This is a genomic window from Streptomyces sp. RFCAC02, from assembly GCF_004193175.1.
Classification (GTDB): Bacteria; Actinomycetota; Actinomycetes; order Streptomycetales; family Streptomycetaceae; genus Streptomyces.
Map to the genome: position 1 here is coordinate 1,701,837 of NZ_SAUH01000001.1, position 17,314 is coordinate 1,719,150.

Here is a 17,314-nt window from a genome sequence, read left to right on the forward strand (position 1 = left end):
CCATCCGATGGACGACCGACGCGATGGCCTTCTCGGCCAGTACTGAACAGGTCGTCCAGAAGTTATCACGCAGTACGGTTACCGAGGTGAGTGTCCGGAAGCTCGGGTAGGGTTGCCGGCCGTGGAGATGTCCGAGGAAGGCAGTGTCGACCCGCGGGTCCAGCGCACCCGCCGCGACGTCATCGACGCCACGACGGCCCTGTTCAGGGCCGAGGGCTGGGCGGCGGTGACCCACGCCGAGGTCGCCCGCCGCGCGGGGTACTCCAAGGCCACCGTCTACGCGCACTGGCCGACCCGCCTCGACCTCATCCGCGCGTCGGTCGGGCAGATCTGCGGCACGACCGAGCACGCGCCGCCCACCGGCGACCTGCGGGCCGACCTGATCCGGGAGTTGCTCGACTTCGCCGGGGACCTGTCGCGGGGGCACCTGACCCGGGTGATCGGCGGCGTCTTCGAACGCGCCGGGAGCGATCCCGCCGTGGACGAGATGCGCCAGCAGCTCTACGCCGAGGGGGCGCGTTCCCTGGCGGCGATCCTCGCCGCCCACCTGCCTGCGGAGTCGGTCGAGCCCTGCGTGGCGCTGCTGACCGGCGGCGTGCTCGTCCGGGTCGCCCTGCAGGCCGCGCCGGCGACCGAGGAGTTCGTCGAGGACCTGGTCGACAGGGTCCTCGCCTCGTCGCAGGGGTGACCGGGGCGGGCCACGTCACCCTCGTGAGCACCCCTTTCCACCGTCGAACACACTCCCGGGGCACGCCATCGCCCATCGCCGGCGCACCCCGCCGACCTGCACGGACACCGCGCGCGGCGGGGCCACGCAACCGGTCCTGACCCTCACCTGTGCGGTCCCCGGCCGTCTCCCCCCGGTAGCTTCGGAATTTACCGACCATCCGGTACGCGCCCGACCGCCGGATCCGTCGGGCCGATCCCCTCCACCCGCTTGCGAGGCCCTGTGACGTCGTCATACAGAGGACTCGGCGACCTGTTCGCACACTGGTACGGCGAGTTCTTCGCCACCACCCGGACCCACGCCCACCTGGAGGCCACGTCACGGGACGGAATCCTCGTGACGGCGGCCGAGGAGCTGGCCGCCGCGCTGCGCGAGGGGTCCGTCGACCCGGCCGCCCCCGACAACTTCGCCCACCAGCTCCCGGTCCCGTCGAAGGCCGCGCTGCTCGGCCTCCTCATGGGCGCGATGTACCAGCAGAACCAGGCGTCCCGCGAGTCGTCGCCCGTGACCTCCCGCCTGGAGGACGAGGTGATCCGGTCGTACGCAGCCATGCTCGGGCTGGGCGACGACGCCTGGGGCTACTTCTGCTCGGGCGGGACCTCGGCCTCCCTCCACGCCCTGTGGACCCTCACGGGACGGGCCGCCGAGCCCGCCGTCGACCTGATCTGCTCCCACACCACCCACATCAGCTTCGACCGCATCGGCGAGGTGCTGAAGGCCGTGCGCCTGCACCGCGTGGAGTGCGACGCGCACGACCGCGCCGACACGGACGCCGTCGCCCGCGCCGTCGCCCGGTCCCGGGAGCACGGCCGGCTCCCGATCGTCGTGGCCACCTGCGGGACGACGGGCGCGGGCCAGATCGACCCCGTCGCCGACCTCGTCGAACTGCGCAGGACGGAGCCGTTCCTCCTCCACGCGGACGCCGCGTGGGGCGGCTTCCTGTCCGCGCTGACCCCGACCCCGCTGCTGGGACGCCACCGGCGCGACGTGGCGGCGCTCGCCCACGTCGACTCCATCGCCGTCGATCCGCACAAGATGGCGTCCATGCCGGTGGGCTGCGGCGTCGTCCTCTTCCGCGACCCGGCCCTCAAGGCCCTCGTCCGCCGGGGCAGCCCCTACGTGTTCGCCGAAGAAGCGGGTCCGCACCACGGCCAGTTCTCCCTGACGATGTCGCGCAACGGCATGTTCGCGGCCGCCCACTGGCTGCAGAACCAGGTGTCCCCGCTGACGGCCGACGGCGTCGGCGCGGACGTGGCGCGGATCCTCGCGGCGACCCGGGTCCTCGCGGACGAGATGGAGCGGGCCGGCTTCCGCGTGCTCTTCGAACCGGCCGTCGGGATCGTCGTCTGCGTGGCGCCGCGCGGCACGTTCCGCGCGACCAGTGAGGTGACGAGGCGCGTCGGGGCCGACTGCCTCCGGCACGACCGGCGGCCGGCCGGCGACCTGCCCGTGCTCAGCACGTACCGCGTCACCACCGAGGCGGTGCTCGACCGCGTCGAGCGGCAGACCGGCCTCCTGCGCGACGGGGCCGAGCTGCTCGCGTTCCGCCTGGTCATCGCCAGCCCGCCGCTCCCCGGCTTCCGGACGCACGCGACGTCCGCGGCCCGCGCCCTCGCGCGGCACTGCGCCGCCACCTCCTGAGGGAACGTGCCGTGCCCGACGTACGACCGTGCCACGGCATCGAGCTGCTCGGGGACATCCTGGCGGGCGCCTTCCGTGCGACGGATCCGGTGATCGCCCGGAAGTTCCCGCCCGGCATGCCCGAGCGGGAACGCCGTCTGCGCGGGTTCCTCGACACCTGGGTCGCGTTCATGCTCGGACGCGGCGGGAGCTCCATCGTCACCGGTGACCACAACGGCGCCATGGTCCGGGAGCCCGCCCGGCGCGGGACACCGAGCGGTTCCTCGACGACCTCGCCGCGGCGACGGGGCCGGCGGCCGGGCGCTGCCGCCGACTGATCGAGACCATGGACGGCCACCACCCGGCGGACCTCCCGCCCCACCTCCACGCGGCGCTCGCCGCCGTCCGGCCCGACGCGCGCACCGGCGGCCACGGCGTCCACTGCGAGGCGTCCTCCCCGAGGGCCGCGTCCCGGTGGCGGCGGGTCGGGTTCAGGGACATCGGCCGGCCGATCCCGCTGCCCGGCACGGCGGCCGCCCTCGTACCCCGGTATCTCGACGCCGACGCGGTCACCGGCTACCTGCGCCGCACCCGCCCGGCGTCCTGACCCGCTTCCTCAGCGCGCACCGCCGGCCACCGGTGCCGGTGCCGGACGGTCCCCGGGCGCGCCGGCGACCGGTCCGTGCGGCGAGCGTTCCGGCAGCCGCCACGTCAGCAGCACGGGGACGGCGAACACCGCGATCAGCACGGCGAGCGTCGTCGTCAGCCCCCGCGCGTCCGCGAGCCGCCCGAACAGCGGCGAGCACAGTCCGCCGGCCGCCATCGCGAGGCCGAGCGTCAGGCCGCTGGCCGTGCCGGGGCGGTTCGGCAGGTAGTCCTGCGCCAGCGTCACGTGCGCCGAGTACGGCACGAACAGCGCCAGCCCGAACAGCGTCGCCGACACCACGAGCACGGGGTACACCGGCGCGAACACGACGCCGCACAGCGCCGGGAGCGCCGCCGCGTAACCGGCGCGCAGGGCCGTCAGCCGGCCGAAGCGGTCGCCGAGCCAGCCGCCGAGCAGCGTGCCGACCGCACCGGCCGCCGTGCAGCAGGTGAGGGTCGCGGCCCCGGCGGCGGCCGACTGGCCGAGGTCCCGCTGCGCGTGCAGCGACACGAGCGAGGTCACCGTCACGTAGGGGATGGACCAGCCGATGATGACCGCGACCAGGCGGGCGAACGACCGCCAGTCGTCCGTCAGTCCGCTCCCGGCGGCCCCGGGTGCCGCGTCCGCCCGGCGGGCCGGCGCGGCCGGGATCCGTCCGCGCCACAACCACACCAGGAGCATGACGGCGGCGGGTACGGCGAGCAGCCGGCCGCCGGAGAAGCCGAGCGCCCCGATGGTGAGGGTGACGAGCGGCGGGGCGAGCGCGCCGCCGACCGTACCGCCGACGGAGAAGACGCTCATCGCCTTCTGCGACGAGCCGCCGGCGACGCGGGCCTGACTGGTGGCGGGCGGGTGGTAGGCAGCGATGCCGAGGCCGGCGAGGGCGACGCACAGCCAGGTGATGAGGTAGTTCGGCGCGGACGCGGCGGCGACGACGCCCGCCGCCGCCACGCAGAAGCCGGCCGGTACGAGCCAGGCGCGCGTACGGCGGTCGGTGAGCACGCCGAACAGCGGCTGCGACAGGCTGGACACGCCGCTCGCGGCGAACGCCAGGCCGGACACGGCGGTGTAGCTGTAGCCGCGTTCGTCCATCAGGAACGGCAGCATCGCCGGGATCGCCGCCTGGTACAGGTCGTTGACCGCATGCGTGGCCGAGAGGAGGGCGAGGCGGCCCTTCCGCACGGTCGGCGCCGGCGGCGCGGGGGTGGTCATGGGGGTTCCTCCGGTTCATGGGGGTGTCGGCGGTGGGTGCGGGCCGCGCGGCCCGCACCCACCGCTCAGGTCCTCTGAGGAGTCGCGGTGGACGCCGGCCGCGTACGCCGTCGGCGAGCGGGTCAGCCGGTGACGGCCGGGCGGCGGGCGCGTACGCTCCACCGGCCGTCGGCGCGTTCCAGCCGCACCGGGTGGTCGAAGCAGGCGCTCACCAGGTCGCCGGTCAGGACGCCGTCCACGGGACCGGCCGCGAGGACCCGGCCGGCACGCAGCAGCAGCGCGTGCGTCGTACCGGTCGGCAGCTCCTCCAGGTGGTGCGTGACCAGCACGGACGCCAGGGCCGGGTGGGCGGTCCGCAGGGCGTCGAGCCGTTCGACGAGCTGTTCGCGGCCCGCGACGTCCAGGCCGGTGGCCGGCTCGTCCAGCAGCAGCAGGCGGGGGTCCGGCATGAGCGCACGGGCGATGAGCGCCCGGCCCCGCTCCCCCTGCGACAGGGTCGGCCAGCGCGCCTCCCGGCGGTGGCCGAGACCCATGAGGTCGGTGAGCCGCTCGGCGTCCGCCACCTGCTCGGGCGTCGGGCGCCAACGGGGCACCGGCTCCACCGAGTTGGTGAGGCCCGTCAGGACGACGTCCCGCACGGTCAGCGGCGACCGCAGCGGGTGCCGGGGGTTGACGTGCCCGACGTACGAGCGCAGCGCGCGCAGGTCGACGCGGCCCAGCTCCTCCCCGAGCACCCGCACGGTGCCGCGCGTCGGGTGGGTGAGGGCGCCGAGGAGGCCGAGGAGGGTGCTCTTGCCCGCGCCGTTGGCGCCCAGCAGCGCCCAGTGCTCGCCGGGCCGCACGGTCAGCGAGACGCGGTGCAGGAGGGTGGCGCCGTCGCGGACGAGGTCGGCGTCGCGGACGTCGAGGACCGCCGCGGGCGTCATGCCCGTGCCCCGCGGGCGCGGTCGACGGCGGACAGCACGGCGCCGGCCGAGGCGGCGAGTTCGTCGTCGTCACGGCCCGCGCCCCAGGCCGTCACCCCGTCCACGCGGCACTGCGCGAACACGGTGACGGGCGCGTCGTGCCCCGCCTGCCGCCCGTCCGTGACGACCTCGACGGGCACACCGGCCCGCGTCAACGCGTCGGCCAGGGCGGACAGCGGCCCGTCACCGGTGCCACGGCAGGGCCGGTCGGTGCCGTCGATGTGCAGCGTGCCGGTGAGTTCGTACGACCGCCCGTCGCGTACGGTCCACGCGGCGCGCAGCCGTACCGCCCCTTCCGTACCCGGCACGAGATACGTCTCGCGGAACAGCCGCCACAGGTCGCGGGTCGTCAGCTCACGCCCGGTGTCGTCGGTCACCGCCTGCACGGCGCGCGAGAAGTCGGGCCGCATCGCCTGCGGCAGGTCCACGCCGTGGTGCGTCCGCAGCAGGTGCGCGACACCACCCTTCCCGGACTGCGAGTTGAGGCGGATCACGGCCTCGTAGCTGCGGCCCAGGTCGGCGGGGTCCACCGGCAGGTACGGCACCGCCCACGGCGCCTCGCGCGGCGGGACGCCCAGGTCGGCGGCCGTCTTGACGTGGTGCTCCATGCCCTTGGCGATGGCGTCCTGGTGGGTGCCGGAGAACGCGGTGTGCACGAGGTCGCCGCCGTACGGGTGACGGGGGTGGACGGGCAGGCGGTTGCACTCCTCCACGACCTCGCGCACGGCGTCGAGACCGGAGAAGTCGATCATCGGGTCGACGCCCTGCGCGAACAGGTTCAGGGCCAGCGTCACGAGATCGACGTTGCCGGTGCGCTCGCCGTTCCCGAACAGGCAGCCCTCCACGCGCTGCGCCCCGGCCAGCACGGCGAGTTCGGCGCACGCCACGCCCGTGCCGCGGTCGTTGTGCGGGTGGACGGACAGGATCACGCTGTCGCGCCGCGCCAGGTGCCGGTGCATGTACTCGATCTGGTCCGCGTACACGTTCGGCGTCGCGACCTCGACGGTGGCGGGCAGATTGTGGACGACGGGCCGGTCGGGGCTCGCGTCCCACAGCTCGGTCAGGCTGTCGCACAGCTCGAGCACGAAGTCGGGCTCCGTCAGGTTGAACACCTCGGGCGAGAACTCGAACCGCGTCTCCCCGCCGCCGGGCCGCCCGTCGGCGCACCGCGCGAGGTGGGCGGCGGCCCGCCGGACCAGCGCGTGCGTCTCGGCGCGCGAGCGGCGCAGCACGACGTCGCGCCAGACGGGCGCGGTCGGCGTGTACAGGTGGATCAGGACGCGCGGCAGGCCCTCGACGGCGGCGACGGTCGTCTCGATCAGGTCGTCGCGCGCCGGGGTGAACACGGAGATCGTCATGTCGTCCGGCACGACGCCGCTCCGCGCCAGGTGCCGCACGAAGTCGAAGTCCGTCCGGCTCGCGGAGGGGTAGCCGACCTCGATCTCCTTGAAGCCGAGCCGGCACAGCAGGTCGAACATGCGGCGCTTGCGGGGCGTGTCCATGGGTTCGGCGAGGGCCTGGTTGCCGTCGCGCAGGTCGACCGGCACCCACAGCGGCGCGCGCTCGATGCGCCGGGCGGGCCAGGCCCGTCCGGTCAGCGGCAGGGCGACGCGGTCGTGCACGGGCCGGTAGCGGTGGTACGGCATGCCGCTGGGTTGCTGCGGATTCCAGCGGGGTGCTTCGGCCGGGGAGGACGTCATGCGGGTCTCTTCTTCCTCTTGCCGGCGGGCCGGCGCTCTCACCGGTCCGCCCCTCGGGGTACGACCGGCGCAGCACCGAACCCCGCTGCGGGGGGCCGGTCGTTGTCAGGCCCCGCAGCGGCGGACGAGGAGAAGAAGCGCGTACGGCGTCACGCCGGGTACGGTAGACCCGGAACAACTCCTCAGACAAGCTGAGCGGTACGGAAGGGTGTGTGGCCCGTGTCACTGGGGGCGCTGCGGCCGTCGCCGCTGGTCGAGCAGGCGACGGACCGGCTGCGGCGGCAGATCACCGACGGCGAGTGGCCCGTCGGCACGAAGCTGCCCGGGGAGACGACGCTCGCGGCGACGCTGGGCGTGGGCCGCTCGACGGTCCGCGAGGCGCTGCGCGCGCTGGCGGGCGCGGGGCTGGTCCGGGCGCGGCAGGGCGCCGGTGTCTTCGTCATCGCGACGGAGCCGGCGGAGGACCTGCCGACGCGCCTGCGCCGCGCGGCCGTCACGGACGTGTACGAGGTGCGCGAGCTGTTGGAGGTGGAGGCGGCACGCCTCGCGGCACGCCGCCGCACCGACGACGACCTGGCGGCGCTGCGGGACGCCCTCGCGGGCCGGCGGGCTGCGGCGGCCGGCGACAACGCGGCGTTCGTGGACGCCGACATCGCCCTGCACGCGGCCGTCGTGGCGGCGGCGCGCAACCCGGTCCTGACCGGCCTGTTCGCGGAGTTCGCGCCGGCGCTGCGGGAGGGGCTGATCGACATGCTGGACCTGCTGGACCTGCGCCGGGACAACGCCAACCACGGCGACACGGAACACGCGGCCCTGGTCGACGCGATCGCGGCCGGCGACGCGGACCGGGCGGGCCACCTGCTGCGCGAGGACCTGCGCGCGACACTGACCCGCCTCCGGACGGGCGCCACGGCATGACGCCCCCGCCGACACCCGACGGCCTGATACGTTCCGCGGCCCGGAGCATCGCGAGCCGGGCACCGGTACCGGCACTCACATCGGTCGTGGAGCTGGTCGACGCGGACGAGACGGACCTGGCGCTCGACCACCTCGTCCATGTACTCGCCCAGATCCGTGTCCCGCTCCTGCGGGAGGAATACGATCGGATCATGTCGGCGGCAACCATGCTGGGCTGCCCCGAGACCGTGACCGAGGCGGGCCTGGACCGCCTCACCGACGGCTGACGCCCGCTCAGTCGCGCCAGCTCCCGCGCCAGTCGTAGCGCGGCGCGGTCGTCGCGTACTCGCGCAGCCGGACGATCACGCCGTCACGGAGTTCGGCGACACTTTGGGCCTCCACGACAACACAGTCATCGACGTGCGTTCGACGGAGAGTGGCGTCAGGCAATCGCTGCGATGTCACCATCGTCGAAGTAGATCGCCTGGTGCAGTTGTCCGCCGAGGGCGGCGGCGTAGCGGGTGAGTACTTCCTGGCCGGAGATGTGCCCCTGCTCAATCTGGGAAACACGCCCCTTGGTGACACCCATCCGCTCGGCCACTCGCTCCTGGGTGAGCTCGCGGGACTTGCGGATCTCCGCGAGACGGTGGCCGAGCATCTCAGCGAGAAGTTGCTCTTTGCCCTCCGCCACGGCCTCCTCGCCGCCCGCTCGGGCGACGTGCTCGGCGCGGACGTCCTGCCAGCGCGTGTATCCGGTCATCGTGCATCCTCCTCGTCCTCTTCGGCGCGAGATGTCAGGTGGGTGACGCAGCACCGTTCGGCGAGCGGAACGGCATCGCCGTACCCCGCAACTTCTCATGGCCCCCTGACGTGTACCAACCGAAGCCCGGATGTACCGGAGCACGGGCAGCAGTTCGAGGCGCGCGGCGGGAAGCGACATACGATCGATTCGCGTCGGCACCGACGAGCGGGGAGGGCCACATGTCCACTCGGTGGGGACTGATCATGGAGGAGAACGGGGGACCTTCCACCAACCGGCGCTGGGCCGTGACGGTGCTGGAGCATGTCACCGGCAGCCGGGAACAGGCCCTCGCGCGGCTGGAGGTGCTGGTCCGCGCCACACTCCCCGAACGCCCGACCAGGGCCGCGATGACGTCGCTGTACCGGACCGACGACGGGTTCCTGCTCATCACGGCGGGGTCATGGAACGACATGCCCCGCCGCTTCCGCGTCGCCGAACTGCTCTACAGCAGCGAGGAAGCGGCGGCCGAGGAGCGGGCGGTCCATGAAGCGGAACGGCAGCGGAAGCGGGCCGAGAAGGCGGCGAAGAGACGCGCCAAGCGCGGCTACTGATCCTGCCGTTCGGCGGGCCGCGCCGAGCGTTACGCTGCGCCCCCGCCGGGGAGTTGACCGCCCGGTGGTACATAGCGCAGCCGCCCGTTCGGGTCGGTCACCGGCCTGAACCCGGCGGCCTGCAGGATGGCGGCGTACTTGGCCTTGTAGTGACGGTTGACGGCTATGCCGACCGGGATGAGCAGCATCAGCACTGCCCAGATGGCGCCGGCGAGAACGAGGGCGTCAGTGCCCTCCCGCAGCCCGAAGCCGAGGGGCAGGACCAGCAGGAGAAGCGTGAAGCCGGAGATGAGGACCATCTGCGTCTCCGTGAGCCGCGCGGTGATGTCGAACGTGAGGCGGGCCTTGAGCAGTGCCACCGCCTCCGGCACGAGGGGCGGCAGCGCGCCCCCGTTGGCCGCGTCCGGGTACTGCGCACGGTTCAGCTCGGCCCGCGCACGCGCCTCCGGGCTGGGGTCGGGCACGATCAGCATGACGTAGCCGTTGCCCTGCGGACCGCCGCCCTGCCACACGTCCGCGTACTCGTACCCGAACTGCTCGGCGATGAAGGCGAGTCGGGTGAGCCTCGTCATCGTCGCGAAGGTGAGGTCGACCTTGACGGGTTCCCCGCTCTCCATCTGCCGCAGCATCTTCGACGCGTAGCGCATGCTTGTCCGGCCCCCGTTCCTCACCGCACGTCCGCAGACTTGCCGATCGCAGCAGCAACCAGCGGACGGATGTCGCCGCCAAGCGTAAGCCCGGCTTGAGCGGATCCCACCGCCGCATGGGCCGAATCAGCACCCGTGGTGGACGTGGCGGAACCACCGACGAGCCTCTGCGACCATGTAAGGGTGACGACGGGCAGACAGGATCACGGAACGGCAAAGCCACTCTGACACCGCAGGTCACGAAGGGTTCTCCCCGCGCGAGCGGGGGTGGTCCGGGTGAGGCTGGACACGACGAAGCGCCCCCGCCGTTCTCCCCGCGCGAGCGGGGGTGGTCCGCGGGCGACGTCGTGCCGGTCGAGTCGTCGCCCGTTCTCCCCGCGCGAGCGGGGGTGGTCCGCTCGGGCGCGCCCTCGGTGGTGCCACCACGGCGTTCTCCCCGCGCGAGCGGGGGTGGTCCGTTCGCGGCGTGCGACTCGATCGCGCGCTCCCAGTTCTCCCCGCGCGAGCGGGGGTGGTCCGGCTCCTACACTCGTCGCGGCCGGCGTCGACCCGTTCTCCCCGCGCGAGCGGGGGTGGTCCGACGGAGCTGACGCTCGGCGCGCAGGTGCATCGGTTCTCCCCGCGCGAGCGGGGGTGGTCCGTTCAGATCGGAGACCGAGTGCGTGTGGTCCACGTTCTCCCCGCGCGAGCGGGGGTGGTCCGCACTATGCCCATCTACGACCGGACCGCGCTGCGTTCTCCCCGCGCGAGCGGGGGTGGTCCGGTCATCAGGTCGCCGTCGAGGTCGTTGACGGTGTTCTCCCCGCGCGAGCGGGGGTGGTCCGGATCACGCGTCCACGTTGCAGATGGTGGGTGGGTTCTCCCCGCGCGAGCGGGGGTGGTCCGGATCACGCGTCCACGTTGCAGATGGTGGGTGGGTTCTCCCCGCGCGAGCGGGGGTGGTCCGGTACGACGCGCAGGTGTCCACGGCAACAGCCCGTTCTCCCCGCGCGAGCGGGGGTGGTCCGCGACTGGTTAAGGGCTCACGCGGGGCGTTCCGGTTCTCCCCGCGCGAGCGGGGGTGGTCCGGCGGGCCGGATCGTGTCGCCCGAGCGCGGCCGGTTCTTCCCGCGCGAGCGGGGGTGGTCCCTCATGGTCCCGTGCCCGCGTCCGCCTTGGGAGGCGGCGACGGGCACGGGGTGAGGGGATGGTGGTCAGGCGGATACCTCGTGCAGGATTGTTGCCAGTTCAGCCGGTTTGTCCAGCATCGGCCAGTGCCAGCCCGGCAGGTCCCTGTGGTCCCAGTCGTCGCCCCTCATGTGCTTGAAGGCCGGTACCGCGTCTGCCATGGTCCGGACCGTCTCGATCGTGAAGCTGCACAGCACGTGCAGGCGCGGCACCTTCTCCCAGGCGTCCGTCAGTCGTACCGGTGTCGTCGCGGTCGCCCATGGCTGGGGGGTCGAGAGGCGTTCAAGACGGTCCAGCGCCTCGTCCGACAGGTCGGCGGATCCGTCGGCGAGCTGTCGCCACGGCGGCGGCGGGAGTTCCCGGCCGTGGCCGGCCGTGCGGACCGCCTCGGCGTTGGCGGCCCGCTCCTCCGGTGACGTGAACTCCGCGTGCGACATGCCGTCCGGCAGCGGCCCGCTGTCGATGAACACCAGCCGCGCCACACGTTCCGGCACCCGATCCGCGACGCTCGGGATCACCACCGCGCCCGCGTAGCTGTGCCCGACGAGCACCACGTCGCGCAGGTCCTCGTAGTGGATCAGGTTGAGCACGTCGGTGATGTGCGTCTCCAGGTCCGTGTCCGGTCCCGCCAGATGCGCGCGCTCCCCGGTGCCGGTGAGGCTCGGGCAGTGGACGTCGTGTCCGCGTCCGCGCAGGTCGGCGGCCACATCGCGCCATGCCCAACCGCCCAGCCAGAACCCCGGAACGAGTACGTAGGTCGTCATGCCCAGTACGTTAGGAGCAATACAGGACACAATCCGCCCGGTATTCGGAAGGATTCTCCGCATGACCCGTCCGACCGCACGTGTCCTCGCCCTGCTGGAAATCCTGCAGAGCGGCGGCACCCGCACCGTCGCCGATCTCGCCGCCCGGCTCGGAGTGGACGAGCGCACCGTGCGCCGCTACGCCGGCCACCTCGTCGATCTCGACGTGCCGGTCCGGTCCGTGCGCGGCCGGTACGGCGGCTACCGGCTCGACCCCGGTTTCCGCATGCCGCCGCTGATGCTGACCGACGAGGAGGCGCTCGCCGTCCTCCTCGGTCTCGTCGCGGGCCGCCGCGCCGGGCTGGTGACGACGTCCGTCGCGGCGGCCGAGAGCGCCGCCGCCAAGGTGCGGCGCGTCCTGCCCAGGGCACTCGGCGCCCGGCTGGACGCGCTCCTGGCGACCGCCGACTTCACCGCCCCGAACGGCCGGTGACGGCGCCGGAGACGGACGTCCTGCTGCTGCTCGCCGAGGCGGCGCGCGACCGTCGGCCGGTCGCCGTCACCTACACCGCGTGGAACGGGCGCCGCAGCGAGCGGACCGTGCACCCGTACGGCGTCGTCGCCCACTCGGGTCGCTGGTACGTGACCGGCGCCGACTCGGACAGCGGGACGGTGCGCACGTTCCGCCTGGACCGGATCGGGAGCGCCACGGCACTGCCGGGAACGTTCGACGTGCCGGCCGGCTTCGACCCGGCGGCACGCGTGCTGACCGGGCTCGCGGAAGTGCCGTACGCGCACGAGGTGGCGTTCCGCGTCCGGGGCACGGCCGAAGCCGTGGGCAGGCTGCTCCCGGCCGGGATCGCGACCGTCCGGGACCTCCCCGGCACGGCGGACGACGGACCGTGGGCACGGGTCGTGCTGCGCGCCGAACGCCTGGAGTGGGTGCCGTCCGTACTCGCCTGGCTGGACCGGCCGTTCGTCATCGAGTACCCGGACGCCGTGCGCGAGCACATCACCGCGCTGGCCGGCCGCCTCACCGCGTACGCCGCCGCCGGGACGGAGCAGCCGCCGGACGCGCCGTGAGGCGGCCCGCGGGTCAGGCGCGCCCGGCGCCGAACGGTCCGCCGGCGCCGAAGGCGAGGGCCGCGAAGCGCTCGCCGACGCGGCGGTGCGTGGCGGCGTCCGGGTGGAAGCCGTCCGGCAGGGGCAGTTCGGCGAAGTCCGGCTCGCCGTACAGGTCGCGGCCGTCGAGGAGCGACAGGTGCGGGTCGTCGGCCTCCCGCTGCGCCACGATGCGCGCCAGTTCCTCCCGGATGACGGTGAGCGTCAGTTTCCCGGCCGCGCGTTCGGCGGGGTCGCCGGTCGCGACGAACCGCACCGTGCCCTCGCGGAGCGCGTCCAGGTCGAACGCTGCCGGCCCGGGTGTGTCCTCGTGGACCGGGCAGTACAGCGGGGAGACGACGAGGAGCGGCGTGTCGGGGTGGCCCTCGCGGACGGTGTCGAGGAAGCCGTGCACGGCGGGAGTGAACGCCCGCAGGCGCATCAGGTCGGCGTTGACCAGGTTGATACCGATCTTGACGCTGATCAGGTCGGCCGGGGTGTCCCGCATCGCGCGGGCCGTGAACGGGTCGAGCAGCGCGCCGCCGCCCAGGCCGAGGTTGACCAGCTCAGCGCCGCCGAGCGAGGCGGCCAGCGCGGGCCACGTGGCGCTCGGCCCTGCGGCGTCGGAACCGTGGCTGATCGAACTGCCGTGGTGCAGCCATACCGGGCGGCCCCGGTCGGGCACGGGCGTCACGGGCGCGTCGGCGCGCAGGGCGATGAGTTCGGTGGTCTCGTTGTGCGGCAGCCAGATCTCGACGTCCTTGTCCCGGTCGGGCAGGCCGGTGAACCGGACGGTGCCGGGCTGTCCCTGCCGGTGCGCGGCGGCGCCAGTGGCGGGGTCGATGGTCACGGTGTTGCCGCCGGTGCCGGACGCGCGGCTGGCGAGGCGGCCGTCGACGAGCAGGTCGTACACGCCCTCGGGGCGGGGCGGCGCGCCGGTGTGGACGCGCAGGGTGCGGAGAGTGTCGAGTTCGACGGTGGTGGCGCGCGTACGGAGGGCGAGCCGTACGCCGGAGGGCTGCGACTCGGCCATGGCGAGCTGCGGGTCGGCGGACTGGGCGCGGGCGCGGGGCGGCAGCCGGTGCGGCAGCAGGCCGTGGGCGGTGCGCTCCAGGTCGAGGGCGCCGCGCAGGAGACCGGGGGTGAGGGGGACGGTGGTCAGGGCTTGCGGGCCGGGCATGGTGTCGGCCTCCTGTCGGGGCTCGTGGGGGTACGGGGGTGGCACGGCCGCGTGTCAGGGTCCGGGCCAGTTCCGCAGGAGGGCGTCGAGGGCGTCCATGGTCCGCGTCCATGTCTCGTCGCTGTCGGGCGCGCTGTGGCTGAAGCCGCCGCCCATCTCCAGGCTGACGTAGCCGTGGAAGACGCTGCCCAGCAGCCGTACGGCGTGGGTCCGCTCGGGTTCCGGCAGGTCGTAGCCGCGCAGGATGGCGCGGGTGAGCTGCGCGTGCCGGACGCCGGCGCTGGCGGCGGCCGTTTCGGGGTCGAGCGGGAAGCGGGTGGCGGCGTAGCGGCCCGGGTGCTCGCGGGCGTAGTCGCGGTAGACGTTCGCGAGGGCGGTCAGGGCGTCCTTGCCGGCCCGGCCGGCCACGGCGTCGGCGGCGCGGTCGGCGAGGTCCTGGAGGGCGAGGAGGGCGATGCGGGTCTTGAGGTCGGCGGAGTTCCGTACGTGCGAGTAGAGGCTCGCGACCTTGACGCCGGAGCGCCGCGCCAGCTCGGACACGGTCACGTGCTCGAATCCGACCTCGTCGGCCAGCTCGGCCCCGGCGAGGGTGAGACGTTCGGCGGTGAGACCCGCGCGTGCCATCGATCCACTCCTTTCAGCCTTCAACGAAGGTACATCTGCCTAAAACCTTTAGGCAAATCCTCTTCGACTTCAGGAGGCCGCACGGTCCGGGGCAGTCTCCCGGCGGGCCGCCGCGCGGCGCTAGGGTCGGCCGATGCGCGCACACCGTATTGACCGCCCGGACGATCTCGACGCGGTCCGTGATTCCTACGACCGGGTGGCCGACAACTACGTCCACATGGTGCGGACGACGGGCGTCGGCGACATCCGCGAGGACCCGTGGCTGAAGGCGTCGATCGACGCCTTCGCCGACGCCGTCGGCGGGTCGGGGCCGGTCCTCGACGTCGGCTGCGGCCCCGGGACGGTGACCGCCTACCTCGCCGAACGCGGGCTCGACGTGTCCGGCGTCGACCTCTCCCCCCGGATGATCGAGCACGCGCGACGCCTCTACCCGCAGTGCCGCTTCGACGTCGCGTCCGCCACCGAACTCGACCTCGCCGACGCGTCGCTCGGCGGCGTACTCGGGTGGTGGTCGCTGTTCAACCTCCCGCGCGACGTACTGCCGCAGGTCCTCGCCTCGTTCGCGCGCGCCCTGCGGCCGGGCGGGTACTTCATCACCGCGACGCACGTCGGCGACGGGGACGTGACGCGCACCGAGGCGTACGGGGGCGTGCCCGTGCGCTGGACGACGCACCGGTGGCGGCCGGAACAGCTCGTGGACCTGATCGAACGGGCCGGCCTGCGCACCGTCGCGGAACTCCGCCTCCCGGCGGGCGAACTCACCGGCCCCGGCGTGGTCATCACAGCCCGACGCCCGCCGCACTGACAGCGTGCGAAATCCCGTGAACCGCTGACACCTCCCCTGCCATGCTTGACCCGGCAGCGCCCGGTCGGCCGTTCACCGGGTGGCCGGTGGCGGCCCGCTGTCTGTGGACGAATCCAGTTCGGGGAGTTGTACGCGGAATGGTGCAGCAGGTGCGGTCTCTGGCCGATCAGGTGGCTACGGCAATGCGGGCGGCGATGGCGGACGTCCTGCCCGCCGAGCTCGCAACCGAAGACCCCCTCGTGCGACGTTCCGAGCGTGCGGACTTCCAGGCCAACGCCGCCCTTTCCCTCGCCAAGCGCCTGGGACGCAACCCGCGCGAGCTGGGCGCTGAGCTCGCCGCCCGGCTCGCGGACGTGCCCTGGATCACCGCAGCCGAGGTCTCAGGACCCGGCTTCGTCAACATCTCCCTCGCCGACTCGGCCATGCTGGAGAGCGCTGCAGCCCGCGATGCGGACGACCGGCTCGGGGTACCCGCCGACCAGGCCGGTCAGACGGTCGTACTGGACTACTCCGGGCCGAACGTCGCCAAGGAGATGCACGTCGGCCACCTGCGTTCGACGCTGATCGGCGACGCGCTGGCCCGTGTACTGGGCTTCCTCGGCGCCGAGGTCGTGCGCCAGAACCACGTCGGTGACTGGGGCACCCAGTTCGGCATGCTCATCCAATACCTCTTCGAGCACCCGGAGAATGCCTGGCGCACCAAGGAGGTCGGCCAGGAGGAGACGGCCGGGGCCGTTTCCGCCCTCGACGGGCTCTACCGCACCGCACGCCAGGTGTTCGACGCCGACCCGGCCTTCAAGGAACGCGCGCAACGCCGTGTCGTCGCGCTCCAGAGCGGTGACGAGGAGACCGTCGCCGCGTGGCGGGAGATCGTCACCGAATCGGAGATCGCCTTCCAGCAGATCTACGACCGGCTCGGTGTCCTGCTCACGCGTGACGACGTGCTGGGCGAGTCCTTCTACAACCCCTGGCTCAATGATGTGGTCTCGGAACTGACCGGCAAGGGAGTCCTGGAGGACAGCGAGGGTGCGAAGGTCGTCTTCTTCGACGACATTCGCGGCCCCGAGGGCAAGCGCGTTCCCATGCTGGTGCGGAAGAGCGACGGCGGGTTCGGTTACGCCGCCACCGACCTGGCCACCATCCGGTACAGCGTCCAGGAGTTCAACGGCACGCGCCTCATCTATGTCGTGGACGCACGCCAGGCACAGCACTTCGAGATGGTCTTCCGCACTGCGCGCCGCGCCGGCTGGCTCACGGACGGGATCGAGGCAGTGCACGCCGCCAACGGGACCATCAACGGTCCGGACGGCCGGCCGTTCAAGACGCGTTCCGGCGGTACCGTGCGTCTCGCCGACCTCCTGGACGAGGCGGAGAACCGCGCCCGTGAGGTCGTCGCCGAGAAGAACCCGGCCATGGCGCCCGCGGAGCTCGACCGCATCGCCCGCCTGGCGGGTATCGGCGCGGTCAAGTTCGCGGAGCTGTCCACCTCGCGTGCGAAGGACTACTCCTTCGACGTCGACCGCATGGTCAGCTTCACCGGACAGACCGGCGTCTACCTCCAGTACACCCACACCCGCATCGCCTCCATCCTGCGGAAGGCGGCCGTCACCGGTGCGGGCATCGGGGCGTTCGACCCGGGGCAGACCCTCGAACCGGCCGAACGGACCCTCCTCCTCGAAGCGGACGCGTTCGGCAGTGTGCTCAGTGGCGTTGCCGAAACGCTGGAACCCCACCAGCTCGCCGGGTATCTCTACAGCCTGGCCAGGGCGTTCACGGCGTTCTACGAGTCCTGTCCGGTTCTCGCGGACAGCGTGCCGCAGCCGATTCGTGCGAATCGGCTGGCGCTCTGCAGGCTCACCCGCGCGACACTGGCCCGCGGCCTGGAACTGCTCGGTATCGCCGCGCCTGAGCGGATGTGACGCACAGG

General features: G+C 73.2%; 17 protein-coding genes, 1 pseudogene and 1 CRISPR repeat array. Of the genes and pseudogenes, 10 read left to right on the plus strand and 8 right to left on the minus strand.

Features of this window, described 5'->3' with window-relative positions; genetic code table 11:
- Window positions 1-127 precede the first annotated feature (127 nt).
- From EMA09_RS07855 to EMA09_RS07870, 4 genes are all read left to right on the plus strand, one after another.
- Window positions 128-688 carry a TetR/AcrR family transcriptional regulator gene (locus EMA09_RS07855; RefSeq protein WP_168220837.1) on the plus strand — a complete coding sequence of 187 codons (561 nt, stop codon included), beginning with the start codon at window positions 128-130 and terminating at the stop codon, window positions 686-688.
- A 261-nt stretch (window positions 689-949) separates the two neighbouring features.
- On the plus strand, window positions 950-2,368 hold the full coding sequence (locus EMA09_RS07860; RefSeq protein WP_168220663.1) for a pyridoxal-dependent decarboxylase: 1,419 nt from the start codon (window positions 950-952) through the stop codon (window positions 2,366-2,368).
- An 11-nt stretch (window positions 2,369-2,379) separates the two neighbouring features.
- Window positions 2,380-2,685 carry a hypothetical protein gene (locus tag EMA09_RS07865; RefSeq protein WP_129840214.1) on the plus strand — a complete coding sequence of 102 codons (306 nt, stop codon included), beginning with the start codon at window positions 2,380-2,382 and terminating at the stop codon, window positions 2,683-2,685.
- 8 nt (window positions 2,686-2,693) lie between these two features.
- Window positions 2,694-2,954 carry a hypothetical protein gene (locus tag EMA09_RS07870; RefSeq protein WP_129840216.1) on the plus strand — a complete coding sequence of 87 codons (261 nt, stop codon included), beginning with the start codon at window positions 2,694-2,696 and terminating at the stop codon, window positions 2,952-2,954.
- A 9-nt stretch (window positions 2,955-2,963) separates the two neighbouring features.
- Here EMA09_RS07870 and EMA09_RS07875 read toward each other — a convergent pair whose 3' ends face one another.
- The 3 genes from EMA09_RS07875 to EMA09_RS07885 all read right to left on the minus strand — a co-directional run bounded on the left by EMA09_RS07875 (window position 2,964) and on the right by EMA09_RS07885 (window position 6,870).
- Window positions 2,964-4,205, minus strand: coding sequence for an MFS transporter (locus EMA09_RS07875; RefSeq protein ID WP_240796293.1), 1,242 nt, complete (start codon window positions 4,203-4,205; stop codon window positions 2,964-2,966).
- Window positions 4,206-4,327: 122 nt separating this feature from the next.
- A complete protein-coding gene (locus EMA09_RS07880; RefSeq protein WP_129840218.1) occupies window positions 4,328-5,131 on the minus strand; it encodes an ATP-binding cassette domain-containing protein in 804 nt (267 codons plus the stop codon).
- Window positions 5,128-6,870 carry a 2-isopropylmalate synthase gene (locus tag EMA09_RS07885; RefSeq protein WP_129840220.1) on the minus strand — a complete coding sequence of 581 codons (1,743 nt, stop codon included), beginning with the start codon at window positions 6,868-6,870 and terminating at the stop codon, window positions 5,128-5,130. The genes EMA09_RS07880 and EMA09_RS07885 overlap by 4 nt, the downstream gene beginning before the upstream one ends.
- A 219-nt stretch (window positions 6,871-7,089) precedes the next feature.
- Between EMA09_RS07885 and EMA09_RS07890 the strand changes: the two genes are divergently transcribed.
- Together EMA09_RS07890 and EMA09_RS07895 are read left to right on the plus strand one after the other, a co-directional pair.
- Entirely contained in the window at window positions 7,090-7,788 is a 699-nt protein-coding gene (locus EMA09_RS07890; RefSeq protein ID WP_129840222.1) for an FCD domain-containing protein, read from the plus strand.
- 86 nt (window positions 7,789-7,874) lie between these two features.
- Complete coding sequence (locus EMA09_RS07895; RefSeq protein ID WP_129840224.1) at window positions 7,875-8,054, plus strand: hypothetical protein; 180 nt, start codon at window positions 7,875-7,877, stop codon at window positions 8,052-8,054.
- Between the two features lie 155 nt (window positions 8,055-8,209).
- Here EMA09_RS07895 and EMA09_RS07900 read toward each other — a convergent pair whose 3' ends face one another.
- The gene (locus EMA09_RS07900) at window positions 8,210-8,527 is read right to left on the minus strand and encodes a helix-turn-helix transcriptional regulator (protein ID WP_129840226.1); all 318 of its coding nucleotides are present in this window, start codon (window positions 8,525-8,527) and stop codon (window positions 8,210-8,212) included.
- Window positions 8,528-8,748: 221 nt separating this feature from the next.
- Between EMA09_RS07900 and EMA09_RS07905 the strand changes: the two genes are divergently transcribed.
- Window positions 8,749-9,120, plus strand: a complete 372-nt coding sequence (locus EMA09_RS07905) for a hypothetical protein (protein ID WP_129840228.1) — start codon at window positions 8,749-8,751, stop codon at window positions 9,118-9,120.
- Between the two features lie 29 nt (window positions 9,121-9,149).
- Here EMA09_RS07905 and EMA09_RS07910 read toward each other — a convergent pair whose 3' ends face one another.
- Both EMA09_RS07910 and EMA09_RS07915 read right to left on the minus strand, forming a co-directional pair.
- Window positions 9,150-9,767 (minus strand): hypothetical protein, encoded by a 618-nt coding sequence (locus tag EMA09_RS07910; protein ID WP_129840230.1) that lies wholly within the window; start codon window positions 9,765-9,767, stop codon window positions 9,150-9,152.
- Between the two features lie 246 nt (window positions 9,768-10,013).
- Window positions 10,014-10,896: a CRISPR direct-repeat array (repeat unit 29 nt; unit sequence GTTCTCCCCGCGCGAGCGGGGGTGGTCCG).
- Between the two features lie 64 nt (window positions 10,897-10,960).
- Window positions 10,961-11,698 (minus strand): alpha/beta hydrolase, encoded by a 738-nt coding sequence (locus EMA09_RS07915; RefSeq protein WP_129840232.1) that lies wholly within the window; start codon window positions 11,696-11,698, stop codon window positions 10,961-10,963.
- Window positions 11,699-11,759: 61 nt separating this feature from the next.
- On the opposite strand from EMA09_RS07915, the pseudogene EMA09_RS07920 reads away from it, so the two are divergent.
- A pseudogene (locus tag EMA09_RS07920) lies at window positions 11,760-12,760 on the plus strand (YafY family protein).
- A gap of 13 nt (window positions 12,761-12,773) precedes the next feature.
- Here the strand turns inward: EMA09_RS07920 and EMA09_RS07925 are convergent.
- Window positions 12,774-13,958 carry a GDSL-type esterase/lipase family protein gene (locus EMA09_RS07925; protein ID WP_206305921.1) on the minus strand — a complete coding sequence of 395 codons (1,185 nt, stop codon included), beginning with the start codon at window positions 13,956-13,958 and terminating at the stop codon, window positions 12,774-12,776.
- A 54-nt stretch (window positions 13,959-14,012) separates the two neighbouring features.
- Window positions 14,013-14,582, minus strand: a complete 570-nt coding sequence (locus EMA09_RS07930) for a TetR/AcrR family transcriptional regulator (protein ID WP_129840234.1) — start codon at window positions 14,580-14,582, stop codon at window positions 14,013-14,015.
- A 133-nt stretch (window positions 14,583-14,715) separates the two neighbouring features.
- Between EMA09_RS07930 and EMA09_RS07935 the strand changes: the two genes are divergently transcribed.
- On the plus strand, window positions 14,716-15,387 hold the full coding sequence (locus EMA09_RS07935) for a class I SAM-dependent methyltransferase (RefSeq protein WP_129840236.1): 672 nt from the start codon (window positions 14,716-14,718) through the stop codon (window positions 15,385-15,387).
- A 137-nt stretch (window positions 15,388-15,524) separates the two neighbouring features.
- Window positions 15,525-17,306 carry an arginine--tRNA ligase gene (gene argS / locus EMA09_RS07940; protein ID WP_129840238.1) on the plus strand — a complete coding sequence of 594 codons (1,782 nt, stop codon included), beginning with the start codon at window positions 15,525-15,527 and terminating at the stop codon, window positions 17,304-17,306.
- Window positions 17,307-17,314: the final 8 nt, after the last annotated feature.

Excerpts from the sequence above, each read along its gene's own strand:
- EMA09_RS07930 (WP_129840234.1), bottom strand. The coding sequence starts at position 14,582 with ATGGCACGCGCGGGTCTCACCGCCGAACGTCTCACCCTCGCCGGGGCC.
- EMA09_RS07885 (WP_129840220.1), bottom strand. The coding sequence starts at position 6,870 with ATGACGTCCTCCCCGGCCGAAGCACCCCGCTGGAATCCGCAGCAACCC.
- EMA09_RS07870 (WP_129840216.1), top strand. The coding sequence starts at position 2,694 with ATGGACGGCCACCACCCGGCGGACCTCCCGCCCCACCTCCACGCGGCG.
- EMA09_RS07905 (WP_129840228.1), top strand. The coding sequence starts at position 8,749 with ATGTCCACTCGGTGGGGACTGATCATGGAGGAGAACGGGGGACCTTCC.
- EMA09_RS07910 (WP_129840230.1), bottom strand. The coding sequence starts at position 9,767 with ATGCGCTACGCGTCGAAGATGCTGCGGCAGATGGAGAGCGGGGAACCC.
- EMA09_RS07935 (WP_129840236.1), top strand. The coding sequence starts at position 14,716 with ATGCGCGCACACCGTATTGACCGCCCGGACGATCTCGACGCGGTCCGT.
- EMA09_RS07925 (WP_206305921.1), bottom strand. The coding sequence starts at position 13,958 with ATGCCCGGCCCGCAAGCCCTGACCACCGTCCCCCTCACCCCCGGTCTC.
- EMA09_RS07915 (WP_129840232.1), bottom strand. The coding sequence starts at position 11,698 with ATGACGACCTACGTACTCGTTCCGGGGTTCTGGCTGGGCGGTTGGGCA.
- EMA09_RS07875 (WP_240796293.1), bottom strand. The coding sequence starts at position 4,205 with ATGACCACCCCCGCGCCGCCGGCGCCGACCGTGCGGAAGGGCCGCCTC.
- EMA09_RS07900 (WP_129840226.1), bottom strand. The coding sequence starts at position 8,527 with ATGACCGGATACACGCGCTGGCAGGACGTCCGCGCCGAGCACGTCGCC.
- EMA09_RS07855 (WP_168220837.1), top strand. The coding sequence starts at position 128 with ATGTCCGAGGAAGGCAGTGTCGACCCGCGGGTCCAGCGCACCCGCCGC.
- EMA09_RS07880 (WP_129840218.1), bottom strand. The coding sequence starts at position 5,131 with ATGACGCCCGCGGCGGTCCTCGACGTCCGCGACGCCGACCTCGTCCGC.
- argS (WP_129840238.1), top strand. The coding sequence starts at position 15,525 with ATGGTGCAGCAGGTGCGGTCTCTGGCCGATCAGGTGGCTACGGCAATG.